The organism is Planobispora rosea, from assembly GCF_014648175.1.
GTDB lineage: Bacteria > Actinomycetota > Actinomycetes > Streptosporangiales > Streptosporangiaceae > Planobispora > Planobispora rosea.
Map to the genome: position 1 here is coordinate 34966 of NZ_BMQP01000014.1, position 15997 is coordinate 50962.

Annotated in this window: 19 protein-coding genes; 5 read left to right on the plus strand and 14 right to left on the minus strand. The window is 72.7% G+C overall.

From position 1 onward, the window contains the following. Nucleotides 1-4 precede the first annotated feature (4 nt). Nucleotides 5-211, plus strand: coding sequence for a hypothetical protein (locus tag IEZ08_RS15925; protein ID WP_068923314.1), 207 nt, complete (start codon nucleotides 5-7; stop codon nucleotides 209-211). A gap of 59 nt (nucleotides 212-270) precedes the next feature. On the opposite strand, the gene IEZ08_RS15930 is transcribed toward IEZ08_RS15925, so the two are convergent. After that, the gene (locus IEZ08_RS15930) at nucleotides 271-882 is read right to left on the minus strand and encodes a TetR/AcrR family transcriptional regulator (protein ID WP_068923313.1); all 612 of its coding nucleotides are present in this window, start codon (nucleotides 880-882) and stop codon (nucleotides 271-273) included. Between the two features lie 92 nt (nucleotides 883-974). Between IEZ08_RS15930 and IEZ08_RS15935 the strand changes: the two genes are divergently transcribed. Beyond that, nucleotides 975-1586 carry a flavodoxin family protein gene (locus tag IEZ08_RS15935; RefSeq protein ID WP_068923312.1) on the plus strand — a complete coding sequence of 204 codons (612 nt, stop codon included), beginning with the start codon at nucleotides 975-977 and terminating at the stop codon, nucleotides 1584-1586. Beyond that, nucleotides 1586-2674 (plus strand): NAD(P)H-dependent flavin oxidoreductase, encoded by a 1089-nt coding sequence (locus IEZ08_RS15940; RefSeq protein WP_189242390.1) that lies wholly within the window; start codon nucleotides 1586-1588, stop codon nucleotides 2672-2674. Before IEZ08_RS15935 ends, IEZ08_RS15940 begins: the two co-directional genes overlap by 1 nt. A 189-nt stretch (nucleotides 2675-2863) precedes the next feature. Here IEZ08_RS15940 and IEZ08_RS15945 read toward each other — a convergent pair whose 3' ends face one another. The 4 genes from IEZ08_RS15945 to IEZ08_RS15960 all read right to left on the minus strand — a co-directional run bounded on the left by IEZ08_RS15945 (nucleotide 2864) and on the right by IEZ08_RS15960 (nucleotide 6083). Then, nucleotides 2864-3727: an SDR family oxidoreductase gene (locus IEZ08_RS15945; RefSeq protein WP_189242391.1), complete on the minus strand. Its 864-nt coding sequence runs from the start codon at nucleotides 3725-3727 to the stop codon at nucleotides 2864-2866. Nucleotides 3728-3843: 116 nt separating this feature from the next. After that, a complete protein-coding gene (locus IEZ08_RS15950; RefSeq protein ID WP_068923309.1) occupies nucleotides 3844-4254 on the minus strand; it encodes a VOC family protein in 411 nt (136 codons plus the stop codon). A gap of 74 nt (nucleotides 4255-4328) precedes the next feature. After that, nucleotides 4329-4742, minus strand: a complete 414-nt coding sequence (locus tag IEZ08_RS15955; RefSeq protein WP_068923308.1) for a YchJ family protein — start codon at nucleotides 4740-4742, stop codon at nucleotides 4329-4331. Between the two features lie 153 nt (nucleotides 4743-4895). Continuing rightward, nucleotides 4896-6083 (minus strand): methyltransferase, encoded by a 1188-nt coding sequence (locus IEZ08_RS15960; RefSeq protein WP_068923307.1) that lies wholly within the window; start codon nucleotides 6081-6083, stop codon nucleotides 4896-4898. Between the two features lie 444 nt (nucleotides 6084-6527). Between IEZ08_RS15960 and IEZ08_RS15965 the strand changes: the two genes are divergently transcribed. Continuing rightward, nucleotides 6528-7337: an SDR family oxidoreductase gene (locus tag IEZ08_RS15965; RefSeq protein WP_189242429.1), complete on the plus strand. Its 810-nt coding sequence runs from the start codon at nucleotides 6528-6530 to the stop codon at nucleotides 7335-7337. Between the two features lie 83 nt (nucleotides 7338-7420). On the opposite strand, the gene IEZ08_RS15970 is transcribed toward IEZ08_RS15965, so the two are convergent. Continuing rightward, the gene (locus tag IEZ08_RS15970) at nucleotides 7421-8098 is read right to left on the minus strand and encodes a TetR/AcrR family transcriptional regulator (RefSeq protein WP_189242392.1); all 678 of its coding nucleotides are present in this window, start codon (nucleotides 8096-8098) and stop codon (nucleotides 7421-7423) included. A 279-nt stretch (nucleotides 8099-8377) separates the two neighbouring features. Here IEZ08_RS15970 and IEZ08_RS15975 point away from each other — a divergent pair, with 279 nt between their 5' ends. Continuing rightward, nucleotides 8378-9640: a YncE family protein gene (locus tag IEZ08_RS15975; protein ID WP_189242393.1), complete on the plus strand. Its 1263-nt coding sequence runs from the start codon at nucleotides 8378-8380 to the stop codon at nucleotides 9638-9640. A gap of 205 nt (nucleotides 9641-9845) precedes the next feature. On the opposite strand, the gene IEZ08_RS15980 is transcribed toward IEZ08_RS15975, so the two are convergent. The 8 genes from IEZ08_RS15980 to IEZ08_RS16015 all read right to left on the minus strand — a co-directional run bounded on the left by IEZ08_RS15980 (nucleotide 9846) and on the right by IEZ08_RS16015 (nucleotide 15996). Then, on the minus strand, nucleotides 9846-10382 hold the full coding sequence (locus tag IEZ08_RS15980; protein ID WP_203863402.1) for an NUDIX hydrolase family protein: 537 nt from the start codon (nucleotides 10380-10382) through the stop codon (nucleotides 9846-9848). Further along, the gene (locus IEZ08_RS15985) at nucleotides 10382-11263 is read right to left on the minus strand and encodes a putative protein N(5)-glutamine methyltransferase (protein WP_068923302.1); all 882 of its coding nucleotides are present in this window, start codon (nucleotides 11261-11263) and stop codon (nucleotides 10382-10384) included. The genes IEZ08_RS15980 and IEZ08_RS15985 overlap by 1 nt, the downstream gene beginning before the upstream one ends. A 142-nt stretch (nucleotides 11264-11405) precedes the next feature. Continuing rightward, nucleotides 11406-11876, minus strand: a complete 471-nt coding sequence (locus tag IEZ08_RS15990; RefSeq protein WP_068923301.1) for an RrF2 family transcriptional regulator — start codon at nucleotides 11874-11876, stop codon at nucleotides 11406-11408. Between the two features lie 10 nt (nucleotides 11877-11886). Further along, complete coding sequence (locus IEZ08_RS15995) at nucleotides 11887-12768, minus strand: ABC transporter permease (protein ID WP_068928749.1); 882 nt, start codon at nucleotides 12766-12768, stop codon at nucleotides 11887-11889. 61 nt (nucleotides 12769-12829) lie between these two features. Then, nucleotides 12830-13645 carry an ABC transporter ATP-binding protein gene (locus IEZ08_RS16000; RefSeq protein WP_084780051.1) on the minus strand — a complete coding sequence of 272 codons (816 nt, stop codon included), beginning with the start codon at nucleotides 13643-13645 and terminating at the stop codon, nucleotides 12830-12832. Between the two features lie 13 nt (nucleotides 13646-13658). Beyond that, a complete protein-coding gene (locus IEZ08_RS16005) occupies nucleotides 13659-14732 on the minus strand; it encodes an ABC transporter substrate-binding protein (RefSeq protein ID WP_068923300.1) in 1074 nt (357 codons plus the stop codon). A gap of 158 nt (nucleotides 14733-14890) precedes the next feature. Beyond that, entirely contained in the window at nucleotides 14891-15433 is a 543-nt protein-coding gene (locus IEZ08_RS16010) for a flavin reductase family protein (RefSeq protein ID WP_068923299.1), read from the minus strand. Next, nucleotides 15430-15996 (minus strand): NADPH-dependent FMN reductase, encoded by a 567-nt coding sequence (locus tag IEZ08_RS16015; protein WP_373294355.1) that lies wholly within the window; start codon nucleotides 15994-15996, stop codon nucleotides 15430-15432. Before IEZ08_RS16015 ends, IEZ08_RS16010 begins: the two co-directional genes overlap by 4 nt. Nucleotide 15997 lies beyond the last annotated feature (1 nt).

The window sequence follows — 15997 nt, forward strand, 5'->3', positions numbered from 1 at the left end:
GCCGGTGACCGCCGTCCTGCATCGGGCTGCCGAGCTGGTCGGGCTGGACCCCGACGCGTACCTGCGGGGGACGGCGAGCGGGCTGGACCCCCGCCTGCGCGAGGTGGCGCAGGAGTTCGCCGGCCGGGCGGCCTCGGACAAGGCGCTGCGGGCGATGGGCTACCGGGAGAGCGGGAGCGGGGCCGCGTTCGCCTTCGAGCGCACCCGGTGATCCCTGCGGAGGTGCCGTGACGCGTTCCGGCCGGACGGACCCGGATGACGAGGCGGTGCCTACACGGCGAGGGCGGGGCTGGCGGCCGTTCCCAGCAGGAGCCTGGCCTGCTCCCACAGGTCGTCCAGGATCTCCGGGTCGTTGCTCAGTTTCGCGAACAGCACCAGCCCTTCCAGCTGCGCCACCAGTGAGCGGGCCGTGCCCGGCCGCGGCGCCGGGATGGCGCCCTCGCCCGCGGCGTCGTCGAGGGCCGCCTGGACCAGGCCGATCTGCTCGGTGAAGATCTCCTCCAGGCGCTCCTGGACCCGGCTGTCCTGCTGGCTCAGTTCGAGCGCCAGGTTGGCCAGGAGGCAGCCGTGCACCGCCCCGCCGGACAGCTTGGCCCGGCGCTGCCCCTCCGCCTGCTCGCGGAAGAGCCGTTCCAGCCGGTCGAGAGCGGGCTCCGGCCCGTTCAGGATGGCGGTCCAGGCCGCCCGCTGCGCCTGCCAGTGGGCGTCGACCACCGCGATCGTCAGGGCCTGCTTGGACTCGAAGAAGTGATAGAAGCTGCCCTTCCGCACATCGGCGCGCGCGCAGATCTCGGCCACGCCGATGCTGCCGTACCCCCGGCTCAGCATGAGCTCGCAGGCGGCCTCGAGGAGCCGTTCCCGGGCGGTGCTCGATCGTCCCATGTCCGAAGTATACGGTCGGTCAACTATGATTGGACATAGTTGACCGGTCGTCTATAAGCTCGGTCCGCACCTGCGAACCAGAAAGGGCACCGATGCCTGACTTGATCACTGTCGCCGTCGCCTACCACAGCGGCTACGGCCACACCGCGCGCCAGGCGCGGGCCGCCGCCGAGGGCGCACGTTCCGTGCCCGGCGTGCTGGCGGAGCTGCACGACGTGACCTCCCTGACCGGCGAGCTGTGGGAGGCGCTGGACAGGGCCGAGGCCATCATCTTCGGCTCCCCGACCTACATGGGCAGCCAGTCGGCCGCCTTCCAGTCCTTCGCCGAGGCCAGCGCCAAGGTCTGGGCGGACATGGGCTGGCGAGACAAGATCGCTGCCGGTTTCACCAACTCGGCCGGGGTGAACGGCGACAAGCTCAACACGCTCACCTCCATGGCGCTCCTCGCCGCCCAGCACGGCATGACCTGGGTGACCCTGGGCCTGCCGCCGGGCTGGCTGTACAGCGCCGACGGCCGAGACGACGATCTCAACCGGCTCGGCGGCTTCCTCGGCGCGATGGCACAGTCGCCCTCCGACGCGGGCCCCGACATCGCCCCCTCCCCCGCCGACCTGCGTACGGCCGAGCACCTGGGACGCCGGGTCGCGCAGACCGCGCTCCGGCTCGCCTCCGGCCGCCGCGTCCTCGACGGGGCGGCGGCCTGATGGGCGCGCGCATCCCCGCGTGGTCCAGTGGAAGGCTGGAGCGGCTGCTCGGCCTGGACCACCCGATCGTGCAGGGCCCCTTCGGCGGCGGCCTGTCGTCCGTCGCGCTGGCCGCGGCCGTGTCCGAGGCGGGCGGCCTGGGATCGTACGGCGGGCACATCCTCTCCCCCGGTGAGCTCACCGGACTGGTGGCCGAGCTCAAGGCCGCGACCACCCGGCCGTTCGCCGTCAATCTCTGGGTCCCCCACCCCGGTGAGGAGAAGCTGCGGGCCGAACCGGCCGACGTCGACCGGCTCCGGCCCTACTTCGAGGAGCTCGGCCTCCCCGCGCCCGAGCCCGGCCGTCAGGCCGGGCAGGACTTCGACGAGCAGGTGGACGCGCTGCTCGCGGCCGGTCCCCCGGTGCTCAGCTTCGTCATGGGCGTCCCGCCCGCGCGGGTGCTCGCCGAGGCCCGCCGCCGGGGCATCGCGACGATCGGCACCGCGACGACCGTGGACGAGGCGATCGCCCTGGAACAGGCGGGGCTGGACGCCGTCGTGGCCTCCGGCAGCGACGCGGGCGGTCACCGGGGCGCCTTCCTGCGGCCCGTGGGCGAGTCGCTGGTCGGCACCTTCTCCCTCGTCCCGCAGGTCGCCGACGCCGTCTCCGTCCCGGTCATCGCCGCGGGCGGGATCGCCGACGGGCGCGGCGTCGCCGCGGCGGTCACGCTCGGCGCGCACGGCGTGCAGATCGGCACCGGTTTCCTGGCCACCGAGGAGTCGGGGGCCAGCGCGCTGCACAAGGCCGCCCTGCACACCCCCGACGCCCGGGTCACCGTGCTCACCAGGCTGTTCTCCGGGCGCCTGGCCAGGGCGATCCCCAACCGGTTCGTCCGGGAGATGGCGGCCTCCGAGGCGGAGGTGCCGCCGTACCCGGTGCAGAACGCGCTGATGCTGGGACTGCGCCGGGAGGCGGCCCGGCGCGGCCTGGCCGACCTGGTGAACCTGTGGGCCGGTCAGGCGGCGCCGCTGACCGTGGCGGCCGGCGCCCGCGACTACGTCGGGCGGCTCCTGGCCGAGACGGGGGAGATCATGGGGGATCGCCGCTGACGCGCCCCCGGAGCGCCGGGCGTCACGGGGCTTTCCCCTGAACCTCACTCCCTTCCTCCGGTGAGCCACCGGAGGAAGGGAGTCCGGTCACGCGGATGATCCGTACCGGAGCGGCCCTGCGACGGGCACCGGGGAGCCGAGGAGAGTACGGGGGCGGGTCCGGCGGCAGGCCGTACCCGCCCGGAGTCCTCAGCCGGGGAGGGTCTCCCCGCCGATCGGGGCGAGGATCTCGCCGGTGTAGTAGGACGACAGCCTCTCGGCCGCGAAGAAGACGTAGGACGGCGCGATCTCGTCGGGGTCGGCGGCCCGCTTCATCGGCGCCTGCTTGCCGAACTCCTCGACCCTCTCCTCGGGGAAGGTCGCCGGGATCAGGGGGGTCCAGACCGGTCCGGGCGCCACCGCGTTGACCCGGATGCCCCGTTCCAGGAGGTTCTGCGCCATCGCGTAGGTGAAGGCGTTGATCGCTCCCTTGGTCGCGGAGTAGTCGAGGAGCGTCTTGTTGCCGCGCAGCCCGTTGATGGACGAGGTGTTGATGATGGCGCCGCCCTCGCGGAGATACGGCAGCGCCGCCTTGGTCACCCGGTAGTAGCTGTGGATGTTGACCGCGAACGTGTGCTCCCACTGCTCGTCGCTCAGCTCCTCCAGCGACTCCACCGGCGACTGGTAGGCCACGTTGTTGACCAGGATGTCGAGACCGCCGAGCTCGGCCACCGTCTGGTCGACGATCGCCGCGCAGTGGTCGCGGTCGGCCAGGTCGCCCGGGAGCAGCACGCAGCGCCGCCCGGCCTCCTCCACCAGTTTCCTGGTGTGGTTGGCGTCCTCGTGCTCGATCAGGTAGGCGATCGCGACGTCGGCGCCCTCCTTGGCGAAGGCGACCGCGACCGCGCGGCCGATCCCCGAGTCACCTCCGGTGATCAGGGCGCGCTTGCCGGCCAGCAGGTCCCTGCCCACGTAGTCGCGCATCTCGTCACGGGGCTCGGGAGTCATCTGCCCGGTGTCACCCGGGTACGACTGACTCTGCGGCGGCGGTGTGCTGTTCGGTTCCTCAGGCATGTCTGCGAGGTGCCCGCCCGCTCGCGCCTTTAACACCCCGCGGCCCACCGTGCGAAACGGCGCCGGACATCCACCGGTCTCCTCCTCGCCCGGCGCCGCCCGCACAGGCCCGGTCGTCAGCGCCGCTCCTGGATGCGGATCATGTTTCCCGCGGGGTCGCGGACGGCGCAGTCGCGGATCCCGTACGGCTGCTCGATCGGCTCCTGGACGACCTCGGCATCGCCGGCCTGCAGTCTCTCGAAGGTGCCGTCGAGGTCGGCGGTGGCCAGGACGATGCCCGCGTAGGTGCCCTTGGCCATCATCTCGGCGATGGTACGGCGCTCGTCGTCGGTGATGCCGGGGTCGGCGACCGGCGGCTGCAGGACGATGGAGACGCCGGGCTGACCGGCGGGACCGACCGTGATCCAGCGCATCCCGTCGTATCCGACGTCGTCGCGGACCTCGAAGCCGAGGGCGTCGCGGTAGAAGGCCAGGGAGGCCTCCGGATCGTCGTGCGGCAGGAAGCTCGCGTGAATGGTGATGTCCATGGTGATCAGGCTAGGCGCGGCTCCGGGTCCGGAGCTTCTCGATTCCTGACCGGTTCGCTCCCCTGATCGGGGTCCTACATCGCCCCCAGGTACACCCAGGCGCCGTCGTGCCGGACGAAGCGGCTGTGCTCGTCCATCTCCCCCGCCTTCCCGCGCTCCAGATAGTGGGCGCGGAACCGTACGGTCCCCTCGGTGTGGATGACGCCGCCGCCGGTCCTCTCCAGGACCTCCAGCCGCACCCACCGCAGCGCCGGGTCGAGGTCGAGGCGGGGCGGGCGCGTCGTGGGATGCCAGGTGCGCAGGAGGTACTCGCCGTCGCCGACGGCGAAGGCGCTGAACCGCGAGCGCATGAGCAGCTCCGCGGTGGCCGCGGCGGCCTCCCCCCGGTGCAGCCGCCCGCAGCAGTCCCGGTACGGGGCGGGGAGCCCGCACGGGCACGAGGTGGTGAGGGCGGGCAGGGCCCGGGAGCGTGAACCGCGTCGCGACATGCCCTCAATTGTGCCCCTCTGTGCAGGTCCCTCTGTGCAGGTCCCTCTGTGCAGACCCCTCTGTGCAGGCCCCTCCGTACGCGCCGGTTCAGGCCGCCCCCGTCCGGACCGTGCCCGTCCGGACCGCGCCCGTCCGGACGGGCCGCCGGGACGTCAGTTCTTGACCGCCCGCAGGATCACGAACTTCGGGTCGCTCGCGACGACCTCGCAGTTGCCGAAGATCCGGCGGAGCTTGACGTGGTATCCCAGGTGCCGGTTGCCGATCACCCACAGTTCGCCCCCGCGGCGCAGCGCGGCGCGCGATCCGGTGAACATGCGCCAGGCCGTCGCGTCGGTCGTGGCCCGGTGCGTGTGGAAGGGCGGGTTGTTCAGCACCAGGTCCACCGTCCCGGCCGGCACACCGGCCATGCCGTCCCCCACCCGGAACTCCGCCGTCCTCCGCTCGCCGGCGTTGGCCCGGAACGTGGCCTCGGCCGAGGCCACCGCCTGGTGGGATTCGTCGATGAACAGCACCTCGGCCTCGCCGTTGGCCAGCGCGGCCGCCGTCCCGACCACCCCGTTGCCGCAGCCCAGGTCCACCACGCGCTCCGGCCCGCGGCGCCGGGGAAGATTGCGCAGGAAGAATCCGGTGCCGATGTCGAGACGGTCGGCGCAGAAGACGCCGGCGTGATTGGTGACGGTCAGGCCGGCGGCCGCTCCGGCATCGGCGGGCAGCGTGTAGCTCCGCGGCCAGGGGTTGGGCGTCCGGGCGAGGCCGGGATCGGGCGAGCAGAAGATGAGCCGCGCCTTCTTCACGGCCAGCGACGTCCTGGTCGGTCCGAGGATCCGCTCGAAGAGCCGGAGCGTCGAGGTGTGGATCTCGGTGACCATCCCCGTGCCGACGACGACGGTGCCCGCGTGCACGTGGGGCGCCAGGCGGTGCAGCTGGTCCTCCAGGAGCGCGAGCCCCTTGGGTACCCGGACCAGCAGCACGTCGATCCGGTCCGGCGGCGTGTCCCTGGTCGAGAGCAGCCGTACCGCGTCCGCGTCGATCCCGTTGCGCTTCAGGTTCGCCCGGGTCGCCTCCTGGGCGAGGAAGGAGTCGGTGACCTGCACGGGGCGGTGATCGGCGAGTGCGGTGGCCAGAGCGCCCCACCGGTCGCCCACCACGACCACGGCGCCCGACAGATCCACCGGCCCGGCCACGGCGCCCGACGGGTCCGCCGGCGCGCCGCCGGACCCCCGCAGGTGCCGGAGCAGGTATTCGTCGGCGGCGTCCCAGGCGCGGAACGGGTCGCGGGGGTCCTCGGGGAAGCGGGCGAGGTCGAACTCGCCCGTAGGCGTCGTCAGGCGGTTCGTCACACCCGGGGACGGTGACGCGGTCGCCCGGGCGCCGGGGCGACGCCGCTCCGGCGCCGGCGGCTCCGAGCCGGGCGGCACCGAAGTATCAGAAGTCACCCACGCAGTTTACTTCCGGCAGCTCATCCCCCCTCACCACATGATCCCGGCCGTCCCCCGGGCGCCGCATGCCCCGAACCCCTCCCACCGGTACGGACTTTGCGGGGCCACGGTGATCCCGCGTCCCCTTCCCCTGGGGGCGGGCGGCCCTCCCGCCGCCCGCCGTGAGAGATCGGCATCCCCCTGCATCTACCTATCGCTTGCTTGGTTAAGGGGCTACTCTCGACGTGAGTCCCGCGCAGGAGCCTCGGCGGTGAACGCCTCGCCCCGCACGCCCCTGCCCGCGGACGGCGACGCCACCGCTGCCGATCACCGACCAGGAGGCTCCATGACCGGCACCACCCCCCGCTGACCGGCACGGCGGCGCTGGTCACCGGCGGCGGCAGCGGCATCGGACTGGCGTGCGCGCGGCGCCTGGCCGCCGACGGCGCCATCGTGACCATCTGCGGCCGGACCGAGGCGCGGCTGAAGGAGGCCGCCGAGACGATCGGCGCGCGCCACATCGTCACCGACGTCACCGACGAGGAGCAGGTCGCGGCGGCGGTGACGTTCGCCGCGGCACCCGCGCCGCTGCGCGCCGTCGTGCACAGCGCGGGCGGATCCACCTCGATCGGCCCCCTGCCGCACCTGGACACCGACGCCTGGCGGGCCACGCTGGAGCTGAACGCCACCGGCACGATGCTCACCCTCAAGCACGCCGCCCGCACCATGGCCCGAAACACCCCGCGGGGCGGTGCGTTCGTGGCCATCTCGTCGATCGCGGCGTCCACCACGCACCGCTGGTTCGGCGCGTACGGCGTGTCGAAGGCCGCCGCGGACCATCTGGTGAAGCTGGGCGCCGACGAACTGGGCCCGGTGGGCGTGCGTGTCAACGGCATCCGGCCGGGCCTGGTCCGCACCGAGCTGGTCGCGGGCATCACCGCTCCCGGCCCCGTACTGGACGACTACCTGGCGTGCATGCCGCTGGGCCGGGTCGGCGAACCCGATGACGTCGCCGAGGCCGCCCGGTTCCTGGCCGGGCCCGAGTCGTCGTGGATCACCGGCCAGATCGTCAACGTCGACGGCGGGCACCACCTGCGCCGCGGCCCCGACTACCGCGCGATGTTCGAGCCCATGTTCGGTGCCGACGCGCTGCGCGGAATGCCCCCCGAGGAGTGAACCCCTACTCCCCTTCCGGCGTGCCGTCCCTTCCGGCGTGCCGCTCGTGCCGTCAAGGGCCGGAGGCTCCGTCCGGATCCGTGCTACCGCATCTCCGCACACCGGTGGCCCGGGGGCGGCGGGGTGATGTGGAGGCGGTCCAGGAGCATCGACAGGAGTTCGTCGGTGATCTGGTCGAGGGTGGCGTCGACCCAGCCGACGGCCCAGTCGTGCATGAGGCCGTTGACGGCCCCGATGAACGCGGCGGCTGTGACGCGGTAGTCGCGGTCGGGGATGTGGCCGCGCTCGGCGGCGTCCCGGGCTTGTGCGCACAGGAAGTCGATCCAGCGGGCGCGGCGGTTCAGGCGCTGGCGGTCCAGGCGGGGGCTGACGCCGATGACCTCGACGAAGGCGATGCGGATGTGGCGGGGATCGGTGGTGGCTCCGGCGGCGTAGGCGCGGAACAGCCGGGTGTAGCGGTCGTAGGGCTCCAGGTGCCGCACCTGGGGCAGGATGTCCAGGACGGACCGCTCGGCGACGTCGTTGACGTGCAGGTGCAGTTCGGCCAGGAGGTCTTCCAGCGTGCGGAACTCCTCGTAGAACTGGCGGGTGGACAACTCGGCGGCCCGGCACACGTCGGCGATCCTGGTGGCGCGGTAGCCGGGCTCGGCGCCGAAGAGGTCCAGGCCCGCCCGGAGGAAGCGGGCGCGGCGCTCGGCCTGCCGTTCGCTCGCCGACCTGCCTCCGTACCGGCCGGCCGCCGGTGTGATTCTGCCCGCCACCGTGTCCTCCGCTCCGCGATGCACCGATTTTCTCCCACCGGGGCTTGTGGCGCGGATCACAGGTATCTACTCTCAGGTAACAAGGTTTGAAAATATAGATATTCAGACTTGCCGGGCTCCGGCACACGGCCCGCAGCAGCTGCGGAACCGCCCGGCCGGCCACGCACGATCACTTCCTTCCATCCGCGTGAGCGTCTCCGGGCCCCTCACGCCGTCGCCGAGGCGCGGGGCCCGTTGCGCACTCCTTGCACCCCCCACCCCCCCCATGGAGGAATGACCATGCATGCCTCTGCCTGTGCACGCTGGCGCAGATCCCTGCTCGGCGGTGCCGTGGCGGTCATGACGGCCGCCGGCACCGTCTGCGGCCTCACCCCCGGGCCCGCGAACGCCGCCCTCGCCCTGCAGGAGGTGATGCTGGTCGGCAACAACTGGGAAGGCGTCGCCGACGTCATCAAGCCGAGCGGCACTTTCGCCAGGATCGGCCGGATCAACCTCATCCCCGACAGGAACGAACGGCTGCGCGAGATCTACCTCAACCCCATCCGGCTGGCCTTCTTCCTGGGCATCCGGGAGACCGTCGGCGAAGGCCACGACCAGTACATCGACGACATGTACTCCACCCCCGACGGCTCGGCCATCGTCGTCTCCCGCCCCAGCTTCGCCGACGTGGCCGCCGTCGACACCGCCACCGGCAGGCTCAGGTGGCGCTTCCCGGTGTCGGGATTCCGCTCCGACCACATGGCCGTCTCCCCGGACGGCACCCGCGTGGCCGTCTCGGCGTCCACCTCCAACACCGTCCACGTCCTGGACATCACCACCGGCCGGCAGATCGGCTCGTTCAAGACCGGCGACAAGCCGCACGAGAACGTCTTCGCCGACGGCGGCAGGCACCTGTGGAACATGTCGATCGGCGAGGTCAACAACGACTTCGACGATCCGTCGCAGGACTGGCTGAAGGGCGACCGCAAGATCACCGTCGTGGACGCCGCGACGTTCAGGAGGGTCAAGGTCATCGACATGCGGCCCCGGCTCGACGCCTTCGGCCGCAGGGACCTGTCCGACGCGGTCCGGCCCGTCGCCTTCACCCCCGACGAGTCCAGGTTGTATTTCCAGGTGTCCTTCTTCAACGGCTTCGTCGAGTACGACGTGGCCGCCGACAGGATTCTCCGGGTGAAGACCCTGCCCGAGAACCCCGACACCAGCGACGACCGCAGAACCTTCGTCAACGACTCCCGCCACCACGGCATATCCATGAGCCCTGACGGCGCCAAACTGTGCGTCGCCGGCACGATGGACGACTACGCCACCATCGTGGACCGCGCCACCCTGCAGGAAGGGCCGCTGGTGGGTGCGGCCAAGCCCTACTGGGCCACCGTCAGCGGCGACGGCGCGGCCTGTGTGATCTCCGAGAGCGACGCCGACCAGGTCACCGCCATCGACTTCGCCACCGGCCGCAAGATCACCTCTATCCCCGTCGGGGATCATCCGCAGCGGATCCGCCTGGCCCGCCTGCCGGCCGGCTGGACCGGCACGACCGGTTGATCGCCTGGTGCGGGCCGAGGCCGATGCCGTCCGGATGTGGAGCCGGTCGACTACCGCGTCGTCCGCGGCGTGAGGCCGCACAACCCGGCGCCCCGGCCGTACCGCCGGGGAACCGCGCGGGAAAGCCGGGGGCGGAGCCTCTGCCGCCGGTCCCGCCAGCCCGGGCGAGCGGCCTCCCCGCGCGGCGGCCGCACCGCGCGAACCCTCAGGGGAGGCGGCCGATGTGGGCGAGGGCCTGCTTCAGCAGGGTCCCCTGCCCACCGGTCATCTCCTTCTGCACCATGGGCGAGGCCGCCTCCTCCGGCGTGAACCAGACGAGGTCGAGGGCGTCCTGCCGGGGACGGCAGTCCCCCGCGACCGGGACGACGTAGGCCAGGGACACCGCGTGCTGCCGGGGGTCGTGGTAGGGCGTGACCCCCTGCGTCGGGAAGTACTCGGCGATGGTGAACGGCTGCGGAGAGGCCGGGACGCGGGGCAGCGCCACCGGGCCGAGGTCCTTCTCCAGGTGGCGCATGAGCGCGTCGCGGACGCGCTCATGGTGGAGCACCCGCCCGGACACGAGGGCGCGGCTCACCGTCCCGTCCGCCCCGATGCGCAGCAGCAGGCCGACATGCGTGACCACTCCGGTGTCATCAACCCGCACCGGCACGGCGTCGACGTAGAGGATCGGCATCCGGGCACGTGCCGACTCCAGCTCGTCAGGAGTCAGCCAGCCGGGACTGGTTTCGGTCATTTCGGTCATTAATCGATCGTACTTCCCGGCCGTTCGGATGGCACGATCGCTCCCTCCGCAAGAGCCCGGTTCTCCCGGGAATCGGGCCGGGTCCCGACGACGACGGTGGCGTGCGTTTCACCCGATACGGCCACCCTCGGGACCAGCCCGCCGCGCGCGACGCCGTCGGCGGCCCGCGTCGCCTGGTGCTCACCCGTCTCGACCAGCAGGACACCGTCCGGTGCCAGCCACAGCGCCGCCGCGGCGGCCACCCGCCGCACGACGTCGAGCCCGTCCGCTCCCCCGTCGAGCGCCGTCCGCGGCTCGTGCACGCGGGCCTCCGCAGGCAGCAGCCGTACCTCCCCGCTGGGGACGTACGGCGCGCTGGCGACCAGCACGCCGACCCGGCCCCGCAGCGCGGCGGGGAGCGGCCCGTAGAGGTCGCCCTCGTACACCCGGCCGCCGGCCGCGGCGACGTTGCGGCGGGCGCACCGCACCGCCGCGGGGTCGATGTCGACGGCGTGCAGTTCCACCCGGCCCAGGGCCGCCGCCAGCGCGGCGCCCACCGCTCCCGAGCCGCAGCACAGGTCGACGACGACGGTCCGGCCGCCGGTGGGGGCCGTGATCCGCCGGGCGAGGGTGGCGGCCTGGCGGACGAGGAACTCGGTGCGGCGGCGGGGGACGAAGACCCCGGGGTCCACGGTCATCCGCAGGCCGCAGAACTCCGCCCAGCCGAGGACGTGTTCGAGGGGCAGGCCGGCGACGCGCCGGTCCAGCATGACGGCGAGGTCGGCCGGCGTCCGCGCCGTGGAGACGAGCAGGCGGGCCTCGTCCTCGGCGAAGACGCAACCGGCCGCCCGGAGCCTGGCGACGATCTCGGACCGGGACGGGGCCGGCGGGGAAAGCGACATGGGAACCCTTCGGAAACTGCCGATGGGCGCTCCCGGGCGCTACGCGGGGCGGACCGCGCGGCCGCGAGGCGGGAGCGCCCAGCCTGATCTGGCGGTAATGGGGCTCACCTCCTCGAAACGATCGCCGCTGGAGAGGGCCACACTATCCGATCCGCGTCGCGGAGTCCGTGCGGCCTGCCGGGGACCCGGGCGTCGCGGAGTCCGTACGGCCTGCCGGGGACCCGGGCAGGGAGCCGCGTGCCACGTGCGCAAGAGTGACCTCGGTGAGCATGGCCTCCTCGTGGTCGCGCATCGCCTCCCACAGCTCGGCCAGCGGCCCGGCCACCCCCGGGTAGCCGCCGTGGTCGCTGCCCTCGGGAACGCCCTCGACGATCGCGACGATCTCGGCGAGGGTGATCTCCTCGGCGGGGCGGGCCAGCCAGTAGCCCCCCTCGGGGCCACGCTGGCTGTGCAGCACTCCGGCCCGCCGCAGCTGGAGCAGGATGCTGTCGAGGAACCGGCGCGGGATTGCCTGGGCCGCCGCGATCCGCTCCGCGTGGACGGGGCCGGGCGGAGCGGCGGCGAGCTCGGCCGTCGCACGCAGGGCGTACTGGGTTCTGGCGGAGATCCGCATGACCGTCCGATCAGGTGGTGACCTGGTGCAGGCCCCAGCGGCGGCGCAACGCGGTGTCGGCCGCGCCGAAGAGCAGGTCGACCGCGATGCCGATGACCAGGATGACGATCATCGTGGCGAGCAGGCCCGCTGAGTCGGCCAGCTCGCGGGCGAAGTGCAGCTGCTCGCCCAGCGACGCCTGGTTGGCGATGATGACCAGCAGCTCACCGGCCATCAGGGACCGCCAGGCGAACGCCCAGCCCTGCTTGAGCCCGGCCAGGAACGACGGCAGGGAGGCGGGCAGGATCACGTGCCGGTACAGGCTCAGCCGCCGCAGGCCGAGCATGTGCCCGGCGCGCAGCAGGATGGGCGGGGTGTAGTCGACGCCCGCGATGAGCCCGTTGGCGATGGACGGCGCCGCGCCGAGGATCACGACGAACGTGATGGCGCTCTCGGTCAGCCCGAACAGCAGGATGGCCAGCGGGAACCAGGCGATCGACGGCATGGTCTGCAGGCCGGTGATCAGCGAGCCGACCGCCCGGCGCAGCGGGCGGATCCTGGACACCAGGGCGCCGACGACGAGACCGACCGCGATGGCCAGTGCGAACCCGACGACGGCCCGGCGCATGGTGACGGCCACGGCGCCGTAGAACTCGGCCTCGCCCATGCGGTCGGCCAGCTCGGTCAGAGTGGTGACCGGCCCGGCGAAGACGTACTCGGGCCACCAGCCCGCGAGCACGACGCCCTGCCAGACCGCCAGGACGATCACGATCGCGGAGGCGACCGGCCAGATCCCCGACCACAGGCGGGAGGCGAACCCGCGCCGCTGCCCGACGGACAGTTCCAGCGCGTCCAGCCCGGCGAGCTGCCGGGCGTGGATGTCGGCCTGCGGGGTTCGCGCGTCGACGGCCACCTCGGGCCCCTTTCCGGATCGTTCCTCCGACGGCCGTCCGGCCGTCCCCTGGGATGTGAGGTCAGCGGCCATGGCGCAGGACCTCCTCGCGCAGCCGGTCGGTGATCTCGGCTGCCTGCCGGGCCACCTCCGCCGAGTCGGTACGGCGGGGCCGCTCCAGCGTCACCGGGAAGTCCCGCACCACCCGGCCGGGCCGGCTGGACAGCAGCACCACCCGGTCGCCGAGCCGTACGGCCTCGCGCACGTTGTGCGTGACGAACAGCACCGACAGGCTCCGTTCGCGCCAGATGCGCTCCAGCTCGTCGTGGAGCAGGTCGCGCGTCATCGCGTCCAGCGCGCCGAACGGCTCGTCCATCAGCAGCACGTCGGCGTCCTGGGCGAGCGCGCGGGCCAGCGCGACCCGCTGGCGCATGCCGCCCGACAGCTCGTGCGGACGCTTGCCGCCGAACCCGTCGAGGTGCACGATCCGCAGGAACTCGGCGGCGCGAGAGCGCCGCTCCGCCTTCGCCACGCCCTTGGCCCGCAGCGCCATCTCGACGTTGGCCGAGACGGTCAGCCAGGGGAACAGCGCCGGTTCCTGGAACATCATGGCCACCCGGTCGCGGTCGGCCTCGATGGTCCCGGCGGTGGGCGCGTCCAGCCCGGCCACCAGCGACAGCAGCGTGCTCTTGCCGCAGCCGGAGGCGCCCAGCAGGCAGACGAACTCGCCGGGGGCCACGTCGAGGGAGACTCCGTCCAGGGCCAGCAGGCCGTTCGTGCCGTGGCCGTACACCTTGGAGACCGACTCCAGGCGGACGGCGGGTCCGCGGCGTGCGGCCCGGTCGGCGGTCTGCCCGTTCAGCGGATCGGTCAACGGCGGGGTCAGCGGAGCGGTCATCGGGTGTCGCCTCCTACTTGTCGGAGATGGAGGGCCGGCCCTTGGCGGCGAGGACCTCGTTGAGGATCTTCAGGTCGTAGATGCCGTTGAGGTCCACCGGCTCCAGCAGGCCCACCTTGACGGCGTGGTCGGCGCTGCCCACCAGAGACGAGGCGATCGGGTCGTTGGTGAAGGTGATGTTCTTGAACGCGGCGTCGAGCACCTCGGGCTTGAGCGGCTTGCCGGTCAGCTTCTCCAGCGCGGCGTTGGCGGTCCGGGCGGCCCCGGCCGGGTCGGACTCGATGAGCGCGTTTGCCTCGACGTGCGCCTCGACCAGCTTCTTGACCGTCTCGGGGTGCTCCTTGGCGAACTCCTGGCGGACGATCAGGTGGGTGATCACGAACTGCTTGTCCGGCCACAGGTCGCGCTCGTCGACGAGCACCTTGCCGCCGCTCTCGGTGATCAGACGGCTGGCGAACGGCTCGGGCACCCAGGCTCCGTCGATGTCGCCGGTGGCGAAGGTCTGGATGGTCTGGGAGTTCTCCTGCGGCACGATGGAGACCTCGCCGCCGCCCTTGGTGTCGGTCTTGACGCCCTGGGAGTCGAGCCAGTAGCGCAGCGCCACGTCCTGGGTGTTGCCGAGCTGCGGGGTGGCGATCTTCTTGCCCTTGAGATCGGCGACGCTCTTGATCTCGGGCTTGACGACGAGGAACACCCCGCCCGAGGCCGCTCCCGCGATGATCTTGATGGCCTCGCCCTTGGACTTGGCCCAGGCGTTGATGGCCGGGTTCGGGCCGACGTAGGTGGCGTCGACCGCACCGGAGAAGACCGCCTCGATGGCGGCCGGACCGGCGTTGAACGTGCTGGTCTTCAGAGTGGTTCCGGAGCCCAGGTGCTTGGCGAACAGCCCCTTCTCCGTCCCGACCAGCGCGGTGGCGTGCGTGATGTTCGGGAAGTAGCCCAGGCGCACCTCCGCGGGCCCGCCGTTCCCGCCCGCCGCGGTCGCGCCGGTGGACTCCGTGCCGCCGCAGGCCGCCACGGCCGTCAGCGCCAGCGCGGCGACGGCCACCGCCACTCCGCGAAGCCTGCGGTCCTTGCGAGCGCTCATGATTCTCCCTATTTCCCACTTATTTAGTAGACTTAGTGTGTTTATAGGGCCGGAGAGCTCTCACGTCAAGCTCTCCGGCGGTAACGGGATGATGACGAACGGTCATGGGCGCGCCGGAGCAGCCGGGGGACGCGGGCCCGGCCGCTCCGGCGCACCGGTCAGGGGTGGGCGATGAACCGGCCGAAACGGCCCTGGTGGTACAGGAGGGGACGGCCCGAGCCGTGCAGGACCGCCTCCGCGACCAGGCCCACGACCAGGACGTGGTCGCCCACGTCCACCGTCTCGTACGGCAGGCAGACCAGGTGCGCCGAGACGTCCCGCAGCAGCGGCGCCCCGAGCGGCCCGGGGCTCCAGCGGGTGGGCGCGGCGAAGCGGTCGACGCCCTTGCTGGCGAAGCGCGCGGCCAGCTCGGCCTGGTCGCTGGCCAGGATGTTGACCGCGAAGTGGTCGGCCTGGCCCAGCCACGGCCAGGTGGTGGAGCCCTGGTCGACGTAGAACGAGACCAGGGGCGGGTCCAGGCTGACCGAGGAGAAGGAGGTCGCGGTCAGCCCGACGGGCACGCCCTGGCTCTGCGCGGTGATCACGACCACGCCCGCGGCGTGCACGGCGAGCGCCCGGCGGAAGGTGCCGCGATCCACGGGCCGGACCGGCGGAGCCTCCGGAAGGGTCCCCGGGAAGGTCCCCGGAAGCGTCTCGGTCATGCTCCCGCCCCTTCCCTCAGCACCGCGGTCACCTGGGGGGCGACCCGGTCGGCCCAGCGCGCGAGGACCTCGCCGGGATCCGGTGTCTCGGCTTCCAGCAGCGCCAGCCCGGGGGTCGGCACGTGGGCGCCGAGCTCGACCAGGACGGGCCGCAGGTGCAGCTCGACCGCCAGGGCGTGCCGGGGGTCGCCCATGACCAGAAGCGGCAGCGCCGTGGTCCCGGCCAGCGCGCCGCCGGGGAGCCGGTCGAGGAAGGCCTTGAGCAGCCCGGTGTAGCTGGCCTTGTAGGTCGGGCTGGCCACCACGAGCACCTCGGCCCCCGCGACCAGCTCCAGCGCCACCTCCACTCCCGCGGACGGGCCGGGCGCCAGCAGGTGCGGCCCGAGCGCCGCCAGGTCCACGACCTCGCCCGGACCGTGGTGCCCGATCCGCCGCCCGATCGCCTCGGCGGCGGCCTCGGCCGCGGCCCGTGTCCTGGACCCGGCACGGGGGTTGCCGACCAATGTCACGAGGGAGCCCACCGGCGCACCGTCCTCTCGTCGCTCCTTGTCCGCCACCGGGATG

Bases quoted from the DNA above. Each gene is read 5' to 3' on its own strand.
- IEZ08_RS15930 (WP_068923313.1), bottom strand. From the start codon at position 882: ATGGGACGATCGAGCACCGCCCGGGAACGGCTCCTCGAGGCCGCCTGC.
- IEZ08_RS15935 (WP_068923312.1), top strand. From the start codon at position 975: ATGCCTGACTTGATCACTGTCGCCGTCGCCTACCACAGCGGCTACGGC.
- IEZ08_RS15940 (WP_189242390.1), top strand. From the start codon at position 1,586: ATGGGCGCGCGCATCCCCGCGTGGTCCAGTGGAAGGCTGGAGCGGCTG.
- IEZ08_RS15945 (WP_189242391.1), bottom strand. From the start codon at position 3,727: ATGCCTGAGGAACCGAACAGCACACCGCCGCCGCAGAGTCAGTCGTAC.
- IEZ08_RS15950 (WP_068923309.1), bottom strand. From the start codon at position 4,254: ATGGACATCACCATTCACGCGAGCTTCCTGCCGCACGACGATCCGGAG.
- IEZ08_RS15955 (WP_068923308.1), bottom strand. From the start codon at position 4,742: ATGTCGCGACGCGGTTCACGCTCCCGGGCCCTGCCCGCCCTCACCACC.
- IEZ08_RS15975 (WP_189242393.1), top strand. From the start codon at position 8,378: ATGCATGCCTCTGCCTGTGCACGCTGGCGCAGATCCCTGCTCGGCGGT.
- IEZ08_RS15980 (WP_203863402.1), bottom strand. From the start codon at position 10,382: ATGACCGAAATGACCGAAACCAGTCCCGGCTGGCTGACTCCTGACGAG.
- IEZ08_RS15985 (WP_068923302.1), bottom strand. From the start codon at position 11,263: ATGTCGCTTTCCCCGCCGGCCCCGTCCCGGTCCGAGATCGTCGCCAGG.
- IEZ08_RS15990 (WP_068923301.1), bottom strand. From the start codon at position 11,876: ATGCGGATCTCCGCCAGAACCCAGTACGCCCTGCGTGCGACGGCCGAG.
- IEZ08_RS16000 (WP_084780051.1), bottom strand. From the start codon at position 13,645: ATGACCGCTCCGCTGACCCCGCCGTTGACCGATCCGCTGAACGGGCAG.
- IEZ08_RS16005 (WP_068923300.1), bottom strand. From the start codon at position 14,732: ATGAGCGCTCGCAAGGACCGCAGGCTTCGCGGAGTGGCGGTGGCCGTC.
- IEZ08_RS16010 (WP_068923299.1), bottom strand. From the start codon at position 15,433: ATGACCGAGACGCTTCCGGGGACCTTCCCGGGGACCCTTCCGGAGGCT.